Origin of the sequence: Micromonospora humida (assembly GCF_016901255.1) — a bacterium.
GTDB classification, from domain to species: Bacteria; Actinomycetota; Actinomycetes; order Mycobacteriales; family Micromonosporaceae; genus Micromonospora; species Micromonospora wenchangensis.
Map to the genome: position 1 here is coordinate 439,190 of NZ_JAFEUC010000001.1, position 20,374 is coordinate 459,563.

General features: G+C 74.7%; 10 protein-coding genes. 5 read left to right on the plus strand and 5 right to left on the minus strand.

The genetic code is table 11. The features are described 5' to 3' along the window. Positions 1-48: 48 nt before the first annotated feature. From JQX11_RS01845 to JQX11_RS01855, 3 genes are read right to left on the minus strand one after another with little or no spacing between them, the layout of a single operon-like run. Complete coding sequence (locus JQX11_RS01845) at positions 49-570, minus strand: LutC/YkgG family protein (protein WP_204923161.1); 522 nt, start codon at positions 568-570, stop codon at positions 49-51. Next, the gene (locus tag JQX11_RS01850; protein WP_204923162.1) at positions 560-2,002 is read right to left on the minus strand and encodes a lactate utilization protein B; all 1,443 of its coding nucleotides are present in this window, start codon (positions 2,000-2,002) and stop codon (positions 560-562) included. The genes JQX11_RS01845 and JQX11_RS01850 overlap by 11 nt, the downstream gene beginning before the upstream one ends. Further along, a complete protein-coding gene (locus JQX11_RS01855; protein WP_204923163.1) occupies positions 1,999-2,685 on the minus strand; it encodes a (Fe-S)-binding protein in 687 nt (228 codons plus the stop codon). Before JQX11_RS01855 ends, JQX11_RS01850 begins: the two co-directional genes overlap by 4 nt. Positions 2,686-2,927: 242 nt before the next feature. On the opposite strand from JQX11_RS01855, the gene JQX11_RS01860 reads away from it, so the two are divergent. Beyond that, entirely contained in the window at positions 2,928-3,665 is a 738-nt protein-coding gene (locus JQX11_RS01860) for an SDR family NAD(P)-dependent oxidoreductase (protein WP_204923164.1), read from the plus strand. 65 nt (positions 3,666-3,730) lie between these two features. Here JQX11_RS01860 and JQX11_RS01865 read toward each other — a convergent pair whose 3' ends face one another. Further along, the gene (locus JQX11_RS01865) at positions 3,731-4,570 is read right to left on the minus strand and encodes a fumarylacetoacetate hydrolase family protein (protein ID WP_204923583.1); all 840 of its coding nucleotides are present in this window, start codon (positions 4,568-4,570) and stop codon (positions 3,731-3,733) included. A 248-nt stretch (positions 4,571-4,818) separates the two neighbouring features. After that, positions 4,819-5,748, minus strand: coding sequence for a sulfite exporter TauE/SafE family protein (locus JQX11_RS01870; protein WP_204923165.1), 930 nt, complete (start codon positions 5,746-5,748; stop codon positions 4,819-4,821). 836 nt (positions 5,749-6,584) lie between these two features. Between JQX11_RS01870 and JQX11_RS32875 the strand changes: the two genes are divergently transcribed. Genes JQX11_RS32875 through JQX11_RS01900 form a run of 4 tightly spaced genes read left to right on the plus strand, consistent with a single transcriptional unit; the run spans position 6,585 to position 20,359 of the window. Continuing rightward, on the plus strand, positions 6,585-14,186 hold the full coding sequence (locus JQX11_RS32875) for a type I polyketide synthase (protein ID WP_269756740.1): 7,602 nt from the start codon (positions 6,585-6,587) through the stop codon (positions 14,184-14,186). A gap of 52 nt (positions 14,187-14,238) precedes the next feature. Further along, the gene (locus tag JQX11_RS01890) at positions 14,239-19,164 is read left to right on the plus strand and encodes a type I polyketide synthase (protein WP_204923166.1); all 4,926 of its coding nucleotides are present in this window, start codon (positions 14,239-14,241) and stop codon (positions 19,162-19,164) included. Positions 19,165-19,223: 59 nt separating this feature from the next. Beyond that, positions 19,224-19,532: an acyl carrier protein gene (locus JQX11_RS01895; RefSeq protein WP_204923167.1), complete on the plus strand. Its 309-nt coding sequence runs from the start codon at positions 19,224-19,226 to the stop codon at positions 19,530-19,532. A gap of 2 nt (positions 19,533-19,534) precedes the next feature. Beyond that, positions 19,535-20,359 (plus strand): alpha/beta fold hydrolase, encoded by an 825-nt coding sequence (locus tag JQX11_RS01900; protein WP_232377126.1) that lies wholly within the window; start codon positions 19,535-19,537, stop codon positions 20,357-20,359. Positions 20,360-20,374 lie beyond the last annotated feature (15 nt).

Consider the following 20,374-nt stretch of genomic DNA (forward strand, 5'->3'; position numbering starts at 1 on the left):
CGAGGGTAGCCGGGGTGCGCACGCCGGCCGGAACGACGGGTGGGCCGGCTACGCCGGTGGCAGGCAGACGATGTCGAGGCGGCGCGGGCCGTGCACGCCCTCCACCCGGCTCAGCTCGATGTCGCTGGTCGCGGAGGGCCCGGAGATCATCGTGACGGGGCGGGTCGGGTCGGGCAGGGCGCGCACCAGGTCGGGCACGTCGGCCACGATCTGCGCGGCCCGGACCACGCAGACGTGGTGGTCGGGGACCAGGGTGAGCAGGCGGCGGCCCTGCGCGGGGCCCCCGTCGAGGACCAGGGTGCCGGTCTCGGCGACGGCGAGCGCGCAGCCGGTGAGCACGGCCAGGCCGGGCGCGTCCAGCTCGGTGGCGGTGAGGGTGTCCCCGGGCAGCGTGGGCGGGCCCAGCCGGGCGGTCCACTGCGGCGGTGTCCCGGCCGGCAGCACCACGGCGGTGGCCCCGGCGAGCAGGGTGGCGAGCAGGTCGGGCAGCTCCGCCGGGGTGCAGGGGTGCACCCCGGCGCGGTAGTCACCGGCGCGGGCGGCGAAGAGCGCGCTCAGCTCAGGAGTCATGGGTCCGCCGCCACCAGTCGCGGAAGGACTCCCCGGCCGGCAGCGGGGCGTCCCGGTGCGCCGTCCAGGCCGACAGCGGCCACGGCGCCCGGCGCAGCCGCCCGCCGTGCCGCCGGGTCAGCACCCGCAGTGGCCGGCCGCCGGAGCGGACCGTGCGCAGCGCCGCCCGCCACCGCCGACGGTCACGCATCGTCCAGGCGAGCCACGCCATCGCCGCGCGTTCGGCGGCCGGCTTCGGCCCGGTCTGGCGCAGGTGCACCAGGATCGCCGGAATGTCGATCTTGACGGGGCAGACGTCGTAGCAGGCCCCGCAGAGCGTCGAGGCGTACGGCAGGGTCGCGTTGTGGCCGGCGTCCTGCCCGGTGAGCTGGGGCGACAGGATCGCGCCGATCGGCCCGGGATAGACCGAGCCGTAGGCGTGGCCGCCGACCCGCTCGTACACGGGGCACACGTTCAGGCAGGCCGAGCAGCGGATGCAGCGTAACGCCGCCCGCCCCACCGGGTCCGCGGCGATCCGCCGACGACCGTTGTCCAGCAGCACGACGTGCAGCCGGCGCGGCCCGTCGCCGGGAGTCACCCCGGTGACGATCGAGGTGTACGGGTTCATCCGCTCCCCGGTCGACGAACGCGGCAGCAGCCGCAGGAAGTCACCGAGATCGGTGAACCGGGGCAGCAGCTTCTCGACCCCGACCACGGCGATCAGGGTGTCCGGCAGGGTCAGGCACATCCGCCCGTTGCCCTCGGACTCGACGACCACCAGGGAACCGGTCTCCGCCACCGCGAAGTTGGCCCCGCAGATGGCGACCCGGGCCGACAGGAAGGTCCGCCGCAGGTACTCCCGGGCGGCGCCGGCCAGCACCGCCGGGTCGTCCGAGTCGGCGGTGAAGCCGGGCATCCGGCGGGCGAACAGCTCGCGGATCTGCCCCCGGTGGTAGTGGATCGCCGGCACCAGGATGTGCGACGGGGTGTCGTCGGCGAGTTGCACGATCAGCTCGGCCAGGTCGGTCTCCACCGCCGTGACACCCGCTGCGGCGAGCGCCTCGTTGAGGCCGATCTCCTGGGTCGCCATCGACTTGACCTTCACCACCCGGTCGACGCCCCGCGCCCGGACCAGCTCGGTGACCAGCGCGTTGGCGGCGGCGGCGTCCGCGGCGTGGTGCACGGTCGCCCCGGCGGCGGTGGCCGCCTTCGCGAACTGGTCCACCAGCTCGGGCAGCCGGTCGATGACGTCGTCCTTGACCCGGGCCGCCCGCTCGCGCAGCCGTTCCCAGTCGGGCACCTCGGCCACCACGGCGGCCCGCTTGTCCCGGATGGTGCGGGTGGCCCGGCCCAGATTGGCCCGGAGCTGGGCGTCGCGCAGCGCGCCGGCCGCCGCCCGGGGGAACGGGGTGGCCGCCACGATGGGCAGGTGCCGGCCCGGCCGGGGCGTCATCCGATCGCCTGGCTGCCGGTGGCGGCGAGGATCTCGGCGTAGTGGACGGGTCGCGGGGCGTCGGGTCGGCGGGCCAGGCCACCGCCGATGTGGGCCAGGCACGAGCTGTCGGCGGCGGCCAGGTAGTCGGCGCCGGTGGCGACCGCGTGGGCACACTTGTCGGCGAGCATCGCCCCGGAGACGGCGGCGTTCTTCAGCGCGAAGGTGCCACCGAAGCCGCAGCACTGCTCCGGCTCGGGCAGCGGCAGCAGTTCCAGGTCGCGCACGCCGGCGAGCAGCCGCAGCGGCCGGTCGCCCAGCCGCAGCATCCGCAGCCCGTGGCAGGTCGGGTGGTAGGTGACCCGGTACGGGAAGCGGGCCCCCACGTCGGTCACGCGGAGCACGTCCACCAGCAGCTCGGACAGCTCGTGCACCGGCAGCCGGGTGTGCGCCCGCAGGTGGGCCACGCAGGAGCCGGACGGCGAGACGACGACGTCGTGACCGGCGAACGCCGCCTCGGTGTGCCGTTCCAGGTCGCGGGCCGGGGCCCGGTGGCCGGTGTTGGCGTGCAACTGGCCGCAGCAGCTCTGCCCGGCGGGGAAGGTGACGGTGTGGCCGAGCCGCTCCAGCAGGGTCACGGTGGCGATGCCGACCCGGGGGAAGAACGCGTCGTTGAGGCAGGTGACGAACAACGCGATACGCACCGTGCCCCCTCGCCAGGCCCCCTCGCCGTTCCCCCTCGCCACGCCCCCTGGCAGCCCGCTCGCACGGCCAGGACGTGATTGACGGATTCTATATGATCTATGCAGTCGGCGCGGGGTGCGACATTCTGCGCACCGGCGGGGCGGGCCGGTGGCCCGTCGGTCGTCGCGGCGTGCCGGCCCGGTGGGCGTCGGGCGCGGGTGGGCGTCCCCCGGCCTCCACCGCCCGTCGACGAGGTGCCGAGATGACGGATTTCCAGGGCCTGGTGGCCGCCGTGACCGGGGGTGGCTCGGGCATCGGCGCGGCGGTCGCCGACCTGCTGGCCGTACGCGGGGCGCGGGTCGCCGTGCTCGACCGCGATCCCGGGGCCGGCGGGGCGCACCTGCGGCTCACCGCCGACGTCACCGCCCCGCTGGAGCAGACCATGGACCGGGTCGCGGCCACTCTGGGCGGTCTCGACGTGCTGGTGAACTGCGCGGCGGTCAGCGCGGTCGGTGCGGTGGAGGCCGCCGACGACGCCGAGTGGCACCGGTGTCTGGACGTCAACGTCGTCGGGGTGGCCCGCGCCTGCCGGGCGGCCCTGCCGCACCTGCGCCGCTCGGCCAGCGCCGCCATCGTCAGCATCACCTCGATCGCCGCGACGGCGGGCCTGGTAGACCGGGCCGTCTACTCGGCCACCAAGGGCGCGGTGCACGCGCTCAGCCTGGCGATGGCCGCCGACCTGGTGGGCGACGGCATCCGGGTGTGCACGGTGGCGCCGGGCACGGTGGACACCCCGTGGGTGGCCCGGCTGCTCGCCGGGGCGCAGGACCCGGCCACGGAGAAGCGCCGGTTGGCCGCCCGGCAGCCCACCGGACGGCTGGTCACCGCCGATGAGGTGGCCCAGGCGGTCGCCTTCCTGGCCTCCCCGGTCTCCGGGGCGACCACCGGCACCGCGCTGGCCGTCGACGGCGGCATGTCCGGCCTGCGGCTGGTCCGCTGACCCGGGGCTACGGCCCTCGGCCCCCCGGCGGCCCATTGCCGACCCGGCGGCTCGCCCGCCGCCGGTCAGGCCGCCGCCATGGTGACCCGCTGCCGGCCCAGACCGTCCACCTCGACCTCCACCACGTCACCGGGGCGCAGGTAGGGGAACCGGCCGGACAGGGCCACCCCCTCGGGCGTGCCGGTGTTGATCACGTCACCCGGGTCGAGGACGGTGTACTGCGACAGGTGCCAGACCAGGTACGCCACGTCGAAGATCATGTCTGCGGTGCGCGAGTCCTGCCGGGGCTCGCCGTTGACCCAGGAGCGCAGCCCGAGGTCCTGCACGTCGGGGATCTCGTCCGGGGTGACCAGCCACGGGCCGAGCGGCTGGAACGTCTCGCAGGACTTCCCCTTGGACCACTGGCCACCGGAGTCGCGCAGTTGGAAGTCGCGTTCGGACACGTCGTTGGCGACCAGGTAGCCGGCGACGTGGGCCAGGCTCTGCGCGGGCGACTCCAGGTAGCGGGCCCGCCGGCCGATGACCACGGCCAGCTCCACCTCCCAGTCGGTCGCGGTCGCGCCCCGGGGCACCAGCACCTCGTCGTACGGGCCGACCACGGTGTTGGGCGCCTTGTAGAAGACGATCGGGGTCTCGGGCGGGGCGGCTCCGGACTCGGCGGCGTGCGCGGCGTAGTTCTGCCCGATGCACAGCACCACCCCGGGGCGGGCCACCGGCGGGCCGACCCGCATCCCGGTGACGTCCAGCTCCGGCAGGTCGCGGGCCGCCCGGACCCGGTCGGGGCCACCGGAGGCGAGGAACGCGCCGTCGATGTCGGGAGTGAGCGCGGACAGGTCGTAGTGCCGACCGTCGGCGTACAGCACCGGCCGTTCCGCGCCGGCCGGGCCCACCCGCATCAGCTTCATCCGCTGCCTCTCCACGATCGGGCGCCTCGCCGACGCCATCCAGGATCGTAGATCAGCGCACCCGCCGCCCCGGTGCCGCACGACGGCCCCGCTGCGTCGCCCCGACTGCGGTGGGCGAACCGCACCCGGTGCCGACGGGCGGGTACCCGGTGGCCCCGGGTGGACCCCGGGCGGGCGGGTGGGGACGGCCGGCGGCTCGTCGACCTGTTCCCGGCCCGGGAGGTCGAGCAGCCGCCGGCCGCCGGAGGTCAGCTCGACGTGGTGGCGGGCTCTCCGGCACCGCTCTCCGGCCCGACGGCGACCGGCGCCGTCGGCCGGTCGGCCAGGTGCCGGCGCAGCGACCAGGTCACCGCCGCCACCCAGAGCACCACGACGACCAGGTAGCAGGCGTAGCGGACGGCGTCCGGGGCGCCGATCCACTCGCTGCGCAGCAGGGTCCGGATGTTGGTCAGCACGATGACCCCGCCGACAGCGGAGCCGAGCACCCGGGGCGGGACCAGTCGCACCAGCCAGGCGGCGATCGGCGCGGCGATCATGCCGCCGAGCAGCAGCGCGCCCACCCAGCCGAAGTTGATGTTCTCCGAGCCGATGCCGACCAGGAAGCCCAGGCTGGCGGCGACCGCCACCAGGAACTCACTGGTGTCGATCGAGCCGATCACCCGGCGGGGCTCCAGCCGGCCGCTGGCCAGGATCGCCGGGGTGCCGACCGGCCCCCAGCCGCCGCCCCCGGTCGCGTCGACGAAGCCGGCGACGAGCCCCAGCGGGCCGAGGAAGCGCTTGCGCAGGGGCAGGCCGACCCGGTCGCGGGGCAGGCCGGCGACGGTGAACCGGATCAGCACGTAGAGGCCGAGGGTCAGCAGGATCAGCGACATGATCGGGGCCGCGGTCGCGGTCGAGAGGCTGGACAGGAAGGTCGCCCCGGCGAACGCCCCGATGGCACCCGGCACGCCGACCCGACGGACCACCGTCCAGTCGACGTTGCCGAACCTCCAGTGGGCGGCGCCGGAGACGAGGGTGGTGCCGATCTCGGCCAGGTGAACGGTCGCCGAAGCGCTCGCCGCACCCGTGTTGAGAGCCAGCAACAATGTGGTGGATGTCACGCCGTACGCCATCCCGAGACTGCCGTCGACCAGTTGCGCACCAAGGCCGACAAGGGCAAGAAGAAGCAGGCTACGCACAATTACCGCCGATCAGGAAGGGAATTGGGAAGGCCTGCGCGGCCGGGGCGGACCACCGTCACGGTGACGGCCGTCCCGGCTGGTCGCGGCCTGTACAGAGGTCGGTGCTGCCGGAGGAATCGCCCCCGCGGAGCGTGTGCCACCGGTGGGTACGACCACCCGGCGGACAGCGCGTGAAACGTTCGTTAAGGGAGTACGTCAACCGTCGTCATGGGGTGGCGTTTTGCCAGCCCAGAGCCGTTATCGGTGACGCCTGCAGGGCTTCGTCGCCCGGTCGACGGTCACCACCGAGGTCAGCGGCGGCGGGTGGGACGGATGCGCGGTCGGCAATCAATCCGCGCCCCACCAGGGAATCTAAAGATCGAAAACCAATCCCACCTCGCCTCACGAATGCCATAGCTAATCGATGGGTAATGATGGCATGAATACCGATACGGATCTTTGATGTATACGGCAATCGATGGCAAGACCCGTTCCACATAGTGGGATACGGGAAGCTCCGATCTCCACTACCAGGGACTACGCGGGTCACCAGAAAACAGTTTGGAAATAAAACTGCAAATGACCGGACAAGCATCGATGGCACGATCTGGTGGCAGCAGGGTCACATCGATGACCATCGTGCCTGGTTAACCCGACGGCATATCCGGTAGCCTTGGTAGGAAATCTTCATCCCACGCCCGATGATCGGCGAATTTAACCGGGCTGTAACTAGGCGACGTTAGATTGTGACGCAGCGCGACATTCACTGTGGCAAATCAGCACGCGCTCGCCGGCCCACTGCCGGCAAATCCCCTAGTCAGCACGCGATCCGTCGCGACCGAAGTGGGAGCCCGATGAGTAGCGCACCGTACACACGTGACCTGATCCTGGTCGTCAACCCCGTCGGCGTCCTGGAACCCGGCCCACGGATCACGGCCGCCGCCGCAGCCGGTGGTGGACGCGGCATCATCGACCTGGCCACCGGCGACGACTGGTCGCTGCGGGCGCTCGCCCGCGCCGCGAGCTGGTCGTCCGCCCCGATCGGCATCCGGGTCCCGGCCGGCTGCCAGGCCAGCCCCGCCGAGGTGGACCGCGCCGCCGCCGGCCGGGTGGACCTGATCGTGGTCGAGCCGACGAGCCCGTGGCCGCTGGCCGAGATCACCGGGCACCACCGGGTGCTGGTGGAGGTGACCAGCCGGGCGGAGGCCCACGCCGCGGCGGCCGCCGGCGCGCACGGACTGATCGCCCGCGGGATGGAGGGCGGCGGCCGGGTCGGCGAGCTCAGCTCCTTCGTCCTGCTCCAGCAGCTCGTCACCGACGACACCCTCGACCTGCCGGTCTGGGTGGCCGGCGGGATCGGCCCGCGCACCGCCGGGGCCTGCCTGGTCGGTGGCGCGGCCGGCGTCGTGCTGGACACCCAGCTCGCCCTGATGCCCGAGTCGGAGCTGCCGGCCGACGTGCAGGCCGTCATCCGGCGGATGGACGGCTCGGAGACCGTGCTGCGCGACGGCGTACGCGGCATCCGCCGGGGCGGCCCGCACCAGGGCGACAGCGAACTGCTCCCGGTCGGCCAGGACGGCTGGCTGGCGGCGGCCTTCGCCGACCGCTGGCCCGACACCGCCACCGCCGTACGCGGCATGCGCGCGGCGATGCTCGACGCCGTCGACGGCCCCGACGCCGCCGACCTGCTCCAGCCGCACGCCCCCCTGGCCGAGGCCCTCGGGGTACGGGTGCCCGTCGCCCAGGGCCCGATGACACGGGTCAGCGACGAGGCCTCCTTCGCCGCCGCCGTCGCCGACGGCGGCGCGTTGCCGTTCATCGCGCTCGCCCTCAACTCCGCCGACCAGTGCCGCCGGATGCTCACCGAGACCGCCGCCCAGCTCGGCGACCGCCCGTGGGGTGTCGGGGTGCTCGGTTTCGCCCCCGAGGAGCTGCGGGCCGCCCAACTGGAGGTCATCCGGGAGATCCGGCCCGCCTGCGCGATCATCGCCGGTGGCCGCCCACCGCAGGCCCGCGCCCTGGAGGAGCAGGGGATCAGCACCTTCCTGCACGTGCCCTCCCCCGGCCTGCTGCGCCAGTTCCTGCGCTCCGGCGCGCGCAAGTTCATCTTCGAGGGCGCCGAATGCGGCGGGCACGTCGGACCCCGGGCGAGCTTCCCGCTGTGGGAGGCCCAGCTGGCGGTCCTCGACGACCACCTCGACACCGATCCCGCCGCCGGCGCCCAGCTGCAGATCTTCTTCGCCGGTGGGGTGCACGACGCCCGGTCGGCGGCGATGGTGGCCACGATGGCCGCCCCGCTGGCCCGCCGGGGTGCCCGGATCGGCGTGCTGATGGGCACCGCCTACCTGTTCACCGCCGAGGCCGTGACCCACGGCGCGGTCCAGCCGTTGTTCCAGCGTGAGGCGCTCACCGCCGAGCACACGGCGCTGCTGGAGACCGCTCCCGGGCACGCCACCCGCTGCCTGCACACCCCGTTCGTCGACGACTTCCACCAGCTGCGCACCCAACTGGAGGGTGCCGGGGCGGAGAACCGCGAGGTGTGGGAGCAGCTGGAGCTGCTCAACGTCGGCCGGCTGCGGATCGCCAGCAAGGGCCTGCGCCGCTCCGGCGACGTCGTCGAGACCGTCGACGAGGGCGTCCAGGCAAGCGAGGGGCTGTTCATGGCCGGCCAGGTGGCCGTGCTGCGCGACCGTGCCACCACCGTCGCCGAGCTGCACGACGACGTCACCACCGCGGTACGCGGCTTCCACGCCGACCGGCTCGACGCGCTGCGGGCCCGACTCACACCGCCGGCCGTCGAGATCGAGGAACCGCCCGCGCCGCTGGACATCGCCATCGTCGGGATGGCCTGCATGCTGCCCGGCTCCCCCGACCTGGACAGCTTCTGGCGCACCGTGCTCAGCGGCGTCGACACCGTCACCGAGGTCCCGGCGCAACGCTGGGACACCGAGCACTACTACGCCCCCGAGGTCGGGCCGGGGCAGACCGGCCGGATCAGCGTCTCCAAGTGGGGCGGGTTCATCGAGCCGGTCCCGTTCGACGCCATCGGCTACGGCATCCCCCCGGCCGCGTTGAGCAGCATCGACCCGACCCAGTTGCTCGCCCTGGAGGTCTCCCACCGGGCGCTGGTCGACGCCGGCTACCCCTACGACGCACCCGGCGCGGACCACGCCCGCACCGGCGTGGTCTTCGGTGCGGAGGCCGGCAGCGACATGGGCCACGCGCAGACCCTGCGCACCATGCTCCCGGCGTACCTCGGTGAGGTGCCCGAGCAGATGCAGGAGCTGCTGCCCACGGTCACCGAGGACAGCTTCCCCGGCGTGCTGGCCAACGTGATCGCCGGCCGGGTCGCCAACCGGCTCGACCTGGGCGGGCCGAACTACACCATCGACGCGGCCTGCGCCTCGTCGCTGGCCGCGATGGACGCCGCCTGCAAGGAACTGGTCGCCGGCGACAGCGACCTGATGATCTGCGGCGGCGCCGACCTGCACAACGGGGTCAACGACTACCTGATGTTCACCTCGGCGCACGCGCTGTCCCCCACCGGCCGGTCCCGCCCCTTCGACAGCACCGGTGACGGGATCGCCCTCGGCGAGGGTGTCGCGTGCGTCGTACTCAAGCGGTTGGCCGACGCCGAACGCGACGGTGACCGGATCTACGGCGTGATCAAGGGGCTCGGCGGGGCCAGCGACGGGCGGGCCCTCGGCCTGACCGCGCCGCGCCCCGACGGGCAGCGGCGGGCCCTGGACCGGGCCTACCACCGCACCGGCATCTCCCCCCGCGAGGTCGGTCTGGTGGAGGCGCACGGCACCGGCACCGTGGTCGGCGACCGCACCGAACTGGAGACGCTGACCCGGATGTTCGTCGAGGCCGGCGCCGAACCGGGCAGCTGCGCGCTCGGCTCGGTGAAGTCCCAGATCGGGCACACCAAGTGCGCCGCCGGGCTGGCCGGCCTGATCAAGGCGACGCTCGCCCTCTACCACGGCATCCGCCCACCCACCATCCACCTGGAACGGCCCAACCCGGCCTGGCACCCGCAGCAGAGCCCGTTCGCGTTCTTCACCGAGGCCCGCCCGTGGCCGGTGCCGGCCGCCGAGCGGATCGCCGGGGTCAGCGCGTTCGGCTTCGGCGGCACCAACTTCCACGTCGTGCTCAGCGCCCACGCCAACGCGCCGGAGCCGCGGCACGCGCAGCGGATCTGGCCGGCCGAGCTGTTCTGCTTCCGGGGCACCGACCGGGCCGCCGCCCACCAGGGCGTCCGGCAGCTGCTGGAGAACCTGGCCGCCGACGGGACCGGCAACCGGCCGGGACGGCTGGCCGAGCTGGCCGCGTCGGTCGCCGCCAAGGCCGCCAACCGGCCCGGGACGACCCAGGTCGCGGTGGTCGCCCGCGACCTGGCCGAACTGGAGACCCTGCTGCACCGGGCGCTGGCCGGCGAACACGACCCGGCCCGGGGCCTGGTCCAGCCGACCGGGGTCGACCCGGTCGGGCCCGGCCAGGTGGCGTTCCTCTTCCCCGGCCAGGGCAGCCAACGCCCCGGCGCCCTCGGGGAACTCTTCGTCACCTTCCCCGAGCTGCGGCACTACCTCGAACTCGACAAGCCCGCCGCGGAGCTGCTCTTCCCGCCGGCCGCGTTCGACCCGGACTCCCGGCGCGCCCAGGAGGACCGGGTCCGCGACACCCGTACCGCCCAGCCGGTGCTCGGCATCGGTGGCCTCGCCGTGGACCACCTGCTGCGCCGCCTCGGCGTCCGACCCGACATGACCGCCGGTCACAGCTACGGTGAACTCGTCGGGCTCTGCGTCGCCGGGGCGTTCGACGCGGCCACCCTGCTCGACCTGAGCCGGCAGCGGGCGGCGGCCATCCTCGACGCCTGCGGCGAGGACCCGGGCACCATGGCGGCGGTCGCCGCCAGCGCCGAGCAGGTCGCCCAGGTGCTCGCCGGGGCCGGCCTGACCAGCGAGGTGGTGCTGGCCAACCGGAACGCCCCGCAGCAGGTGGTGGTCTCCGGCCCGACGGCGAAGGTGCAGTCGGCGGTGGTCGCGCTCAAGGAGGCCGGCCTGTCGGCCCGCGCCATCCCGGTGGCCTGCGCCTTCCACAGCCCGGTGGTGGCCGGCGCGGTGGAGACCTTCGCCGAGGTGCTCGCCGAAAGGTCGATCACCGAGCCGCGCATCCCGGTCTGGTCGAACCTGACCGCCGCCCCGTACTCCGGCGACGCCGGCCAGGTCCGCCACCACCTCGCCGAGCAGATCGGCGCGCCGGTGCGCTTCGTCGAGCAGATCGAGGCGATGTACGCCGCCGGCGCCCGCCTCTTCGTCGAGGTCGGCCCCGGCCAGGTACTCAGCCGGCTGGTGCAGGCGGTGCTCGGCGACCGGCCGCACCAGACGGTCGCCTGCGAACGCGGCCCGGCCGACGGCCTGCGCGGGTTCCTGATCTCGGTGGCCGAACTCGCCTGCGCCGGCACCCCGGTCCGCACCGACTGGCTGTTCCACGGCCGGGTCGCGGACGGCACCGCCACCACCGCACCGAACCGTCGTCCGCTCTGGACGGTCGACGGCCAACTCGTCCGGGACCAGCACGGCAACTGCCTTCCCGGTGGTATGACCCCTCCCCGACGGATCAAGGAGTTGTCGATGACCCCTGCCAATGGCACCGCCACCACCCCCGGCGCCGCCACCGGCACCGTCAGCGGCCCCGCACCGTCGACCGTCCGGGAAGTCCGGACCGTCGACGAGCCCGCGCCGGCCGCCGTCCGGGACATCCGGGGCGAGCTGCTCAGCGAGTACCTGCGCACGACGCGGGAGATGATCGCCACCCAGCGGGACGTGATGCTCGCCTTCCTCGGTGACCCCGGTGACGGAGGCGGCCGGCCGGCCGGGGAGCCCACCGGAACGTACCGGGTCGAGGGGTACGCCGGCCCGGCACCCACGCCGACGCCCGCCCCGGCCCCCCGGTCGCTGCCCGCCGCCGCCCCCGCGCCGGCCCCGACCCCCGCCGTCGCCCCACGCCCCGCCCCGGCCCCCACCGTGGCCGGGTCGAACGGCGGCACGGCGCTGGCCATCGCCCCGGCGCCGACGGTCGCCCGGCCCCGGCCGGTCACCCCGGACGTCATGCCGGTCTCCCCCGCGGTCGGCGGCCCCGTCGCGGCCCCCGCCCCGGTCGCGGCCCCCGCCGCCCCGGTCGCCGCTCCCGCTGCGGTCGCCGCTCCCGTCGCCCTGGTCGCCGCGCCGGCCGGGCCGGGCATCGCGGAGTTCCAGCAGGCGATCCTGGCGGTGATCAGCGAGCGCACCGGCTACCCCGTCGACCTCATCGAACTCGACCTCGACCTCGAAGCCGACCTCTCCATCGACTCCATCAAACGCGCCGAGGTCGCCGGCGAGGTCGCCCAACGCCTCTCCCTCAGCGTCGAAGGCGACGAAAGCGAACTCGAAGACCTCGTCAAGGCCCGCACCGTCCGCGCCATGGTCACCTGGCTCGACCAGAAGATGAGCGGCACCGTCCACGTCTCGGCCAGCACGACCGGCCCGCTGGCGCTCGCCCCCGCCCCGGCGGTGGCACCGGCCGTGGCCGCACCGGCCGCCGCGCCCGCCGCCCCTGCCGCTGCCGTGGCCGCGCCCGCCGGGGCCAGCCTCGCGGAGTTCCAGCAGGCGATCCTCACCGTGATCAGCGAGCGCACCGGCTACCCCGTCGACCTCATCGAACTCGACCTCGACCTCGAAGCCGACCTCTCCATCGACTCCATCAAACGCGCCGAGGTCGCCGGCGAGGTCGCCCAACGCCTCTCCCTCAGCGTCGAAGGCGACGAAAGCGAACTCGAAGACCTCGTCAAGGCCCGCACCGTCCGCGCCATGGTCACCTGGCTCGACCAGAAGATGAACACCACCGTCACCGCGACGGTGACCGTCGCCGCGCCGGCAGCCGTGCCCGCCGCCCCGCCGGCGAGCGTCGCCGCGCCGGCCGCCGCACCCGCCGCGTCGCCCGCGCCGACCGAGGTCGGGGTGGGGATCGCGCCGAAGCGGCTGGTCGCCCGGGAGAGCGTCCAGCCCGGCCAGCGCGTCGACCCGGGCACGCTCGCCGGGATGCGGTTCCTGATCACCGGGGGCGGACCGGTCGGGGCGTACCTGGCGGAGCTGCTCGGCGCGCACGGCGCCGGCGGCCAGCTGGGGGTCCTCGACAGCGAGCAGGCCGACCAGGGCTTCGACGGCGTGCTGGTGCTCGACGGGCTGACCAACCTCGACGAGCCGCTGCTGCCCGCCGTGTTCCCGCTGCTGCAGCGGGCCCTGGCCACCGGGCCGCGCTGGCTGCTCGCCGCCGGGGCGCAGGGCGTCACCGGCGCGGCCGACGGCATGCCCGGCCTGTTCCGCACGATCGCCCGCGAGTACCCGGGGCTGACCGCCCGGTTCGTGGCGGTGGACCCGGCGGCGACGCCGGAGGTGCTGGCCCGGCAGCTGCTCGACGAACTGCTCACCGCCGCCGACGCCCCGGTGGTCGCCCGGCGTGGCGACGACCGCTACGTCGCCGACCTGGTTCCGGTCGAGCTGGGCGCGCTGGCCGCCGGGGGTGCCGGACCGGCCGGCGACGGGGTGTCCGAGGCCGCCGCAATCGGGTTGGAACGCGACTCGGTGGTGGTGCTGGTCGGTGGGGCGCGGGGGATCACCCCGTGGTTCGCCCGGGCGCTCGCCTCGGCCAGCGGCTGCCGCATCGAGCTGGTCGGCCGTACCCCGCTGCCGTCCGGCCCGGAGGACCCGGAGCTGGCCGCCGCCACCGACCGCGCCGCGCTGGTCGGGGTGCTGGCCCGGCGGGGGCTGTCCTCGCCGGCCGAGATCTCCCGCACCGCGCAGGCCGTCCTGGCGGCCCGGGAGGTGACCGCGACTATCGCCGAACTGACCGAGCTGGGTGGCGAGGTCCGCTACCACGCCCTGGACGTCCGGGACGCGGCGGCGACCCGCGCGCTGCTGGCCGCGATCCACGCCGAGTACGGCCGCCTCGACGGGGTGGTCTACGCCGCCGGGATCATCGAGGACAAGCTGATCGCCGAGAAGGACCCGGCGTCGTTCACCCGGGTCTTCGACACCAAGGTCGACGGGGCCCGGGGGCTGCTGGCCGGCCTCGACGCGCTGCCCGGCGCACCGCGGTTCCTGGTCTTCTTCGGCAGCATCGCCGCCGCCTACGGCAACCGGGGGCAGGCCGACTACGCGGCGGCCAACGACGCCCTGGACGCCATCGGCACCCGGTACGCGGCCCGCACCGGGGTGCGCACCGTGACCGTCCACTGGGGGCCGTGGGCGCCCGGCGTCGGCCACGGCGGCATGGTCACCGCCGAACTGAGCCGCGAGTACGCCCGGCGCGGCATCGGCCTGATCGACCCGGAGGAGGGCGCGCTGGCCCTGCTGCGCGAGCTGGCCTGGGCCGACGCGTCGGTCACCTCGGTCGTCTACACCGCCTCCGGGTGGTGAGGGTGTCGATGAGCCGTCCCGCCCCCACCCGCCCCATCCGTCGGAGGAACCGATGAACAACGGCGCCGCTGCGCCCGGCCAGATCGCGATCGTGGGGATGGCCGCCCTGATGCCCTCCGCCGGCGACCTGGAGAGCTACTGGCGCAACCTGATCGGCGGGGTCGACGCGATCACCGACGTCCCCACCCACCGCTGGGACGAGGAGTTCTACGACCCGGAGCAGTCCCACCGGGCCGACCGGATGTACTGCCGGCGCGGCGGGTTCGTCGACGAGTTCGCCACCTTCGAACCGCTGCGGTTCGGGGTGATGCCCGCCTCGGTGGGTGACATCGAGCCGGACCAACTGATCACGCTGGAGGTGGCCGCCGCGGCGATCGACGACGCGGGCGGCGGCGACCGGCTCCCGGCCCGCGACCGGATCGGCGTCATCCTCGGCCGGGGCGGCATCCTCAGCCCCGCCCAGGCCCGCTACGCCCAGCGGGTGCGGATGTCCAGCCAGGTGGTCAGCATCCTGCGGGAGCTGATCCCCGACGTCGACCCGGCCCGGTTGGAGCTGCTGCGCAAGAAGTTCGACGAGCGGCTCGGGCCGTACCAGCCGGAGGGGACGATCGGCCTGGTGCCCAACCTGGCCGCCTCCCGGGTGGCCAACCGGCTCGACCTGCGCGGCCCGGCGTACACCATCGACGCCGCCTGCGCCTCCTCGTTGATCGCCGTGGACCAGGGCATCACCGAACTGCTCAACGGCCGGTTGGACGCGGTGCTCGCCGGTGGCGTGCACCACGTGCACGACATCAGCTTCTGGTCGGTGTTCAACCAGCTCCGGGCGTTGTCGCGGCGGGGCGAGATCCGACCGTTCGACGCCGCCGCCGACGGGCTGCTGATCGGCGAGGGCACCGGCGTGGTGGTGCTCAAGCGGTACGCCGACGCGGTGCGCGACGGCGACCGGGTCTACGCGGTGATCCGGGGCAGCGGGGTGTCCAGCGACGGCAAGTCGGCGAGCATGTTCAACCCGGCGGTCTCCGGTCAGGTGCTGGCGATCCGCCGGGCCTGGGAGTCCGCCGGGCTCGACCCGACCGCCCCGGACGCGTTGGGGCTGCTGGAGGCGCACGGCACCGGCACCCCGACCGGGGACGCCGCCGAGCTGACCACGGTGGCGGAGGTGTTCGGCCCGTACACCGGTGGGCCGCGCCCGGTGATCGGCTCGGTGAAGTCGATGATCGGGCACACCATGCCGGCCGCCGGGGTGGCCGGCCTGATCAAGGCCGCGCTCGCGGTGCACCGGGGGGTGCTGCCGCCCACCCTGCACTGCGAGACGCCGCGCAAGGAGATGGCGGCGACCCGGTTCGCGCCGATCGACACCGCCCGGCCGTGGGAGAGCGACGGCCCGCGCCGGGCCGGCGTCAACGCGTTCGGGTTCGGCGGGATCAACGCCCACCTGATCATCGAGCAGGCCCCGGTGTCGGTGGGTGAGCCGGTGGTGGGGCTGACCGCCCCGGCCGCCGGGCGGGCCGTGGTCGACGAGCCGGACCAGGTGCTCTGGCTGGCCGCGTCGGATCCGGCCGGGCTCGCCGACCTGCTGGACCGCGACGACCAGGAGGTACGCCGCATCGGCGTCGAGCTGGCCGCCCGCTCCGGTGGGGACGCCCCGCCGCAGACCCGGCTGGGCATCGTCAACCCGACGGACAAGCTGCTCGCGGTGGCCCGCAAGACAGTCGCCCGGGGGCAGGCGTGGCGGGGCGGGCGGGACATCTGGTTCAGCCCGCAGCCGCTGCTCGGCCCGGGGGCGGGCAAGCTCGCCTTCGTCTTCCCCGGCCTCGAGGCGGAGTTCTCCCCCCGCACCGCCGACCTGGCCGCCCACTTCGGTCTGCCGGACCGCGAGTGGTCCGCCGCCGACCTGGGCCGGCACGGCGCCGGCCTGATCGAGGTGGGCAAGCTGCTCGACACGGCGCTGGCCCGGATGAAGGTACGGCCCGACGCGGTCGCCGGGCACAGCATCGGCGAGTGGACCGCCGCCGCGGTCAGCGGCCAGATCAGCACCGCCGCGATGGACGAGTTCCTCGACCTGTTCAACGCCGACTCGGTGGAGGTCTCCGGCTACGTCTTCGCGGCCGTCGGGGCCGGCGCGGACCGGGTCGCCCCGCTGCTCGGCGACTACCCGGGGGTGGTGCTGTCGCACGACAACGCCCCGGCACAGTCGGTGGTCAACGGCCCTGAGCCGCAGGTCGACCGCCTCGTCGAGGCGCTGCGTACCCGCAACATCCTGTGCCAGAAGCTGCCGTTCCGCTCGGCGTTCCACACCCCCGCCTTCGCCGACGGGCTCACCTCGATCGGTGCCGCCCTCGGCCGCTGGGAGGTGCACCCGACCCGGATGCCGGTGTGGTCGGCGACCCTGCACGCGCCGTTCCCCGCCGACGAGGAGGAGGTCAACCGGATCTTCGTCCGGCACATGATGGAGCCGGTCTGGTTCCGGCAGACCGTCGAGGCCATGTACGCCGCCGGGTTCCGGGTGTTCCTCCAGGTCGGCGCGGGGCAGCTCGCCTCGCTGGTCGGGGACAACCTGCGCGGGCGCGAGCACCTGGCGATGCCGGTGAACACCGCGCACCGCAGCGGGTTGAACCAGTTGCGCCGGGTCGCCACCGCCCTGTGGGTGGAGGGGGCGTCGCCGGACCTGGGGGCGCTGTCCCCGCGGGGCACCGCCACGCCGGCGGCCACGTCCGGCCGTAGCCCGGCCACGGCCGGTGCGGACGGCCCGGCGAAGGCCGCGCGGCGTGGGCCCCGGGTGAAGCTCGACCTCGGTGGGCCGCTGGTCCGCCTCGGCGCGGACGCCGCCGGCCTGCTCGGGGTCACCGTGGCCGACGGCTCGGCGGCCACGCCGGGCGTCGGCGACGGTGTCGCCCGTCCGGTCGCCGCCGGCACCGACCGGCCCGGATCGACCCCGGCCGCGGCAGCACCGCCGGTGACCCGGCCGGCGGTCGTGCCGACGCCCGCCGTCGCGCCGGCCCCCGTGCCGGGGACGGCTGTCGCCCCGGCCGCCGTGCCGACGGCGACCGCTGCGCCGGCCGCGACGCCGGTGCCCGCCGCGCGGGTGACCGGGCGGCCCGGGGTGGCGAAGCCCGCCGCGCCGTCCGGTGACCCGGCGGCCGCGCTGGACGCGCTGCACCGGCTCGCCAGCGGTTCCAGCGCGGCGGCCGAACTCGCCGCCCTGCTGAAGGAGAACACCCGGGGCACGGCCACCGCCGGCACCGCGACCCCGGCGCGGCCCGCCGCGCCGGCCGCCCCCGTCACGCCGGCTGCTCCCGCCAGGGCGGCGGCCCCCACCGCGCCGCTGGCGAAGCCGACAGTCACCCCGGCGGCGACGCCGCCCGCGGCGGCCCGCCCGGCCGGCGCGGCCGGTACGGAGGTCGGCCGGATCATCCGGCGGATCTCCCTGGACACCATGCCGTACCTGCTGGACCACTGCTTCTTCGTGCAGCCCGACGACTGGCCGGACCCGGAGGACCGGTGGCCGGTGGTGCCGGCGACCGCCCTGGTCGCGCACATGATGGAGGCGGTGGAGCAGCTCGTGCCCGGCGTCCCGGTGGTGGCGGTGCACGACGCGAAGTTCAACAGGTGGCTGATCGCCGAACCGGCCACCGACGTGGAGATCGTGGTCCGCACCGCCGGGGAGAACCGGTACTCGGTCGCCTTCGCCGGGTACGCCCGGGCGACGATCGAGGTCGGCACGGCGTACCCGACGCCGCCGCCGGTCTGGACCCACGACCCGGCCACCGAACGCCCGCCGACCCTCGGCGCCGCCGAGATGTACGCGGAGCGGCTGATGTTCCACGGGCCGCAGTTCCAGGGCGTGACCGAGGTGCACGCGCTCGGCGACATGCACGTACGCGGCATCGTCACCGCGCCGGTGCCACCGGGGGCGCTGCTGGACAACGCCCTGCAGCTCATCGGCAACTGGCTGATCACCACCCAGCCGTTCCGCACGGTGGCGCTGCCGGTGGGGCTCGGTCAGGTGCGGTTCTACGGGCCGCCGCCGCCGGCCGGCCGGGCGTTCGAGTGCGTCGCCCGGGTCCGCGCCATCGACGACGGGAAACTCGTCGCCGACACCCAGCTCAGCTACCAGGGGCGGGTGTGGTCGGAGATCGAGGGCGCGACGGACCGCCGGTTCGACAGCCACCCGCAGGCCCGGGTCGCGGAGCGGTTCCCCGAGCGGCACCCGATGTCGCTGTTGCAGCCCGAGGGCTGGACGATGGCGTTCGACTGCTGGACCGACCTGGTCACCCGGGGCATGGCCGCCCGGGGCATCCTCGGCGGGGCCGCCTACGCCGACTACGAGCGGCAGCCGGCCAAGACCCGCAAGCAGTGGATGCTGGGCCGGATCGCCGCCAAGGACGCGGTCCGGGCCCGGCTGTGGGAGGACGGCCACACCGACATCTACCCGATCGAGCTGACCGTCGGCAACGACCCGGACGGCCGGCCCTGGGTACGTGGACGGCCCGGTCGGGGGCTCGGCGACTGCGACGTCTCCCTGGCGCACTGCGCGGAGATCGGGGTGGCGATCGCCCGCCGCCGGGCACCCGACGCGGTGCCCGGGGGCCCCGGCGTCGGCATCGACGTCGCGGAGGTCACCGACCATCCGGAGAGCACCCTCACCTTCGCCCTCACCCCGGCCGAGTTGACCCTGTTGGCCTCGTTGGCCGGTGGGAACGTCGAGGCCCGCCGGCTGTGGTTCACCCGGTTCTGGGCCGCCAAGGAGGCGGTCGCCAAGGCCGAGGGGACCGGGCTGGACGGCTCGCCGCGCCGGTTCCGGGTCTACTCGGCCACCGACTCGGGGCTGACCGTCGAGATCGGCGGTCGGGCCTACCGGGTCGGCCACCGTGACGTCGCCAACCCCGAGGACCTGCCGCCGCGCCGGTACGTCGTCGCCTGGACCTGGGGGCCGGAGCCGGCACCCGCCACCCCGCCCGGGGTGTCCCGGCCGTGAGCCGGCACCCGGCACGCAGCACCGCCCAACCCATCCGATCAGCAGAAGGAGCAACGCCCATGCCCTCGGCCCAGGACACCATCCTCGCCGACCTCACCGAGATGATCGACGCCGTGCTGGGCGACTTCGCGGACGACCAGGTGGTCACCATGGACACCACGTTCTCCGAGGACCTGGGCATGGAGAGCATCGACGTGGTCGCGCTCGCCGGCCGGCTCCAGTCCCGCTACGGCGACACGGTGAACTTCGCCCACTTCGTCGCCAAGCTCGACCTGGAGACCGTCCGGGAGTTGAAGGTCGGGCAGCTCGTGACGCACATCGCCGAGTCGTTGGGGCAGGCCGACGAGGTCGGGGCGGGCAGCCGGTGACCATGGTCCGGGCGAACGGGATCACGCTGCACACGCAGCGGCTCGATCCCCCCGGTCCGGCCGCCGACGGCCGGACCGGGCCGACGCCGACCGCCGTGCTGATCCACGGGATGGCGTCGGACACCATGGCGAGCTGGTACTTCACCCTGGCCGAGCCGTTGTCCCGGGCCGGTTTCCCGACCGTCCTGTACGACCTGCGCGGCCACGGGCGCAGCGACCGTCCCGCCACCGGGTACGCCCTGGACGACTTCGTCGACGACCTGGTGGGGCTGCTGGCCGCCCAGGACGTCACCGGTCCGCTGCTGTTGCTGGGCAACTCGTTCGGCGGCACCATCGCCTTCGGCTACGCCGCCCGGCATCCGGAGCGGGTCGCCGGCATCGTGACGATCGAGTCGGCGCCGCCGACCCCGGAGTGGATGCGGCGGGTCCGCGAGCGGCTCGCCCGCGTCGCCGCGAGGCTGCCCCGCGACGGGGCGGTCACCGAGATCGGGGTGCGGCGGGGCCGGGTCGCCGCGCAACGGGCCGCCGAGACGCAGCGGATGCTCTCCGACACCACGCTGGCGCAGGAGCTGCCGGCGAGCCCGCTGCCGCCCGCCGGGGCGTTGGCCGCGATCGGCTGCCCGGTGCTCTGCCTCTACGGCGGGGACTCGGCGGTGGTGGAGCTGGCCCCGGCGGTCCGCGAACTGCTGCCGCAGACCCGGGTCGAGGTGCTGCCCGACCAGCGGCACACCGTGCTGATCGACCGGCCGGAGGAGGTCCGCCGGCTGGTCTTCGCCTGGCTCGCCGAGGACTGCTCGCTCGACGTGACCCAATCCACCACCGCATGACGACGCGACACCCAG